Raw genomic sequence first — 3,463 nt, 5'->3', positions numbered from 1 at the left:
GCTCGTTATAACGCCATTATACAAATTTTGCCACAGGCAAAATCTTTACAAAGAGGTTTGAAGCAGAAGATATTGAATATAAATAATTGGAAGTCATTTTCTGACTGCCATAAATTTTTAATATACTATTTTCTGTATCTAAAGATATTTTAATTAAGACTGTGATATAATCAGAGAAGAAAATTCATTCAGGAGGGAACCGCAAATGAAACTAAAAAAATCAATCGCCAAGCTTCTGGTCAGTGCCATGATAACCACATTGCCTGTTTTTGCAGCTGTGCCATCACATGCGGATGCAAACTTGCTGAGTACTGTTCTTAATGTGGGTATTGCCGGCTATCAGATGAGCCAAGTCAACAAGGAAATCGATAAGATTAACAATACCGAGGAAGGCCGCCAGAGTCTCTTCAATGACATGAAGTCAAAGCAGGGAGTCAACAACGATCCTACCCTGAACAACCGTCTGGATGGTATCATGACTAATCTCCACAATGCCATTGCCGTCAGTGATTCATCCATAAACGAAAAGCCTTTCCTGTATTTTATCAATCCACAAAACGATTTTAATGCAGCCTGCTCCCTGGGGCATGTCATGACCGTAAACACAGGAATATTTGAGCTTCTCCGCACTGATGACGAAGTTGCGGTAGTTCTTGGCCACGAAATGGCTCATGGTCAAAAGGATCATGTTGTAAAAGGCTTCAAGAAACAGATACCGGTTGTCCTTGCAGCCACGGCAATAGCATCAAATACCAATACCTTGGGTACAGTCGTAACAGGTCTGGTTGTCGATTACACTACCAAGGTAAAAATCACAAAACCTATGGAATGGGAAGCTGATAACTATGCCTTTGATTATATTTCCGATTCCAGCTACAACCTTGGCGCCTGCGCCGCAGTATGGCAGAGAGTAATTGATAAGTACAGCAGCCAGCAGGATAGAATGAGCGGCGATATTTTCTCCGTATCTGACCATCCAAGCCATGATGAACGATTAAAAAATTATATTGAAAAACTCAAAAAATACAGTAACGACGCCATTGATGTCAAGGACAGCACGGTATACATCTACGACAAGGAATTTATCTCCCCTGCAGCTGCCGGTGAAATGACCAACAAAATCCGCAGCTATTATCTGGCAGGCAACCTTGCCCGGGCCTTCCATAATGGAGAAACCGAAGTATCTGTCAACTATGGTACTGTTTACATGGGGAACCAACCAATAATCACCCCAACCGCTGATGACGAATCCGCTGACGCCATAGCAGAAAAGCTAAACACCCTGAAAGTAAAGCCTGTTACCAAGGAGTAATCAAAATTTCCATCAATGCTTCCCGTAACCAATCGGGAAGCATTTTTTATTGTCTTCGAAAATTAAGGCTGATTTCCATTCCAGTAAAAAAAATGTACCGGGGAATATCAGAAAATGTCAATTTCTTAAGCACATACTTAATAAATAACTTTTTTTAAATATGCTTTGCATTTTCTTAAACAGGTAGTTATAATCTCCTTGTTTGAACAAATTAAGCACATGCTTTTGGAGGTTTCATATGATCAGACTGCCTGCCGGGCAAAAGGGTGCCATATTGGCGTTAACAGGCTCAATACTATGGGGCATAATGGGAGTATCCTGTCAATACCTGCTGCAGTACAAGGGGGTACCTGCCCTCTGGCTGGTGAATATCAGAATGTTTTTCGCCGGCATAATACTGTTGGTTGCAGATTACATGATATACCGGAAAGATTTCCTTGCCATATGGAAGGGCAAAAAAAATATAATCCAGCTCCTAATCTTCAGCTTTATATCCATCATGTGGGTGCAGTTTACTTACCTGGCATCGGTAGAGCATATGAATGCTGCCATGGCAACAGTATTTATCAGCCTCACGCCGATTGTCGTCATATTATGGGTGTCAATCACCAAGCATCATTTACCTCGCTTTTATGAAATAGTCTGTAGTGCATCAGCCATTATAGGCACCATTGTTATGGTCACCCATGGCAACATGCTTTCCTTGAGTATTTCTGAAGAAGGATTTTTATGGGGCATTATCCTTCCTGTTGCCGGAGTGATTTATACAGTACAGCCGGGCTATCTCATGAAGCATTTTCGGCCTTCAAATGTGGTAGGCTGGGGGCTGCTTATTGGCGGTACCGCTCTTTTGCCTGTGGTACAGCCCTGGGATATTTCCCAAACAGTTACCATAGATCTTTATTCAATAGCCAATCTTGTATATACTGTTATATTTGGCACTGCTCTGGCCTTTTGGACCTTTTTGTCCAGCCTGCAGTACATAAAGCCATATATTGCAGCCATATATGAAATGATAGAGCCAATCAGTGCCATTCTGCTGTCTCTCATGATTTTGGGAGTATTATATGAGCTGCCGGAATTCATAGGGACCCTTATGATACTGTGCCCAGTATTTTATCTGTCCTTTCGACATCAAACATAATATTGGTCATCGAAGAAGCTGTTATCAATCTCGCAAATAAAATACAAAAGCCTGAAGCACATTACCAACTGGTGGTAATTACTTCAGGCCTTTTTTTACGACTTATTTTAGTTTAGCCCCGTCCTTGAAGGCATTTCCAATTGCTTCCCCATCAATTTTCAAGTATTTGTTATTAACCGGATCAAAGGTTATAGGAGCCAGCTTCTTTACATCTACAGTTCCCTCAGGGGTCAGCACACATTCGTCAATGCTGACATTGACAATCTTGCCAATCAGCTCACCTGTGGACTTATTATAGCTTACTACCTCACACTCCAGCGCCATTGGCAGCTCCTTGATGAGCGGTGCATCCACAAATTCACTCTTTTCAGCTGTAAAGCCTGCCTTGCTGAACTTGTCAGCTTCATTGACACCACTGACAAGGCCAATATAATCACAGGCCACCATATGTTCAACATCAGCCATGCTGATTGTAAAGGCTTTTTTCGCCTCAATATTTTCAGTGGTTTTATGCTTTGCTCCCATGCAGATACATACCTCATTGGCACTATGTATACCACACCATGCTGCATTCATGGCATTCGGTGTTCCATCCTGATTATAGGTTGCAATGATAAACACCGGCTGTGGATACGACCATGGCTTTGCCCCAAAATTCTTTCTCATAAATGATTCTCCTCCATTCTCATAGCTAAACTTGCTTTACTTTCTCATCTATTCGTCAAAAAAGGTGAATATCCTTCATAAAAAAATTGATTGACGCAAAGAAAATTTTTCATCTCCCAAAAGTTTTAATGGCCTCCTTTTTACGCCAAATATATCCCACAAAAAGACTTAATAAAAATAAATAAAGAAAATCCTTAAAATCTGTATTTATCCATTGAAGCTTGGATATATCCATTGATAAGTTTGTAACAATCCCTAGCTTGCACAAATACTCGCTTTTTATACTTATATGAAAACACCACACATACCGCATCAAATAAAATATCAAGTAACTTCCCCGG

At 40.8% G+C, this 3,463-nt stretch carries 3 protein-coding genes; 2 read left to right on the top strand and 1 reads right to left on the bottom strand.

The window, feature by feature from the left end; all coding sequences use genetic code 11:
- Positions 1–205 precede the first annotated feature (205 nt).
- Together K6C05_RS08065 and K6C05_RS08060 are read left to right on the top strand one after the other, a co-directional pair.
- Positions 206–1,312, top strand: coding sequence for a M48 family metallopeptidase (locus K6C05_RS08065; protein ID WP_296733456.1), 1,107 nt, complete (start codon positions 206–208; stop codon positions 1,310–1,312).
- A gap of 238 nt (positions 1,313–1,550) precedes the next feature.
- Complete coding sequence (locus tag K6C05_RS08060; protein ID WP_296733454.1) at positions 1,551–2,456, top strand: EamA family transporter; 906 nt, start codon at positions 1,551–1,553, stop codon at positions 2,454–2,456.
- A 102-nt stretch (positions 2,457–2,558) separates the two neighbouring features.
- Here K6C05_RS08060 and K6C05_RS08055 read toward each other — a convergent pair whose 3' ends face one another.
- Complete coding sequence (locus tag K6C05_RS08055) at positions 2,559–3,122, bottom strand: flavin reductase family protein (protein ID WP_296733451.1); 564 nt, start codon at positions 3,120–3,122, stop codon at positions 2,559–2,561.
- Positions 3,123–3,463 lie beyond the last annotated feature (341 nt).

Origin of the sequence: Anaerovibrio sp. (genome assembly GCF_024697385.1) — a bacterium.
Lineage (GTDB): Bacteria > Bacillota > Negativicutes > Selenomonadales > Selenomonadaceae > Anaerovibrio.
The sequence above is the reverse complement of the archived record's forward strand: the minus strand, read 5'-3'. Positions and strand labels throughout refer to the sequence as shown.

What these genes read in the sequence shown, in the direction of transcription:
- K6C05_RS08065 (WP_296733456.1), top strand. Translation starts at nt 206, where the DNA reads ATGAAACTAAAAAAATCAATCGCCAAGCTTCTGGTCAGTGCCATGATA.
- K6C05_RS08060 (WP_296733454.1), top strand. Translation starts at nt 1,551, where the DNA reads ATGATCAGACTGCCTGCCGGGCAAAAGGGTGCCATATTGGCGTTAACA.
- K6C05_RS08055 (WP_296733451.1), bottom strand. Translation starts at nt 3,122, where the DNA reads ATGAGAAAGAATTTTGGGGCAAAGCCATGGTCGTATCCACAGCCGGTG.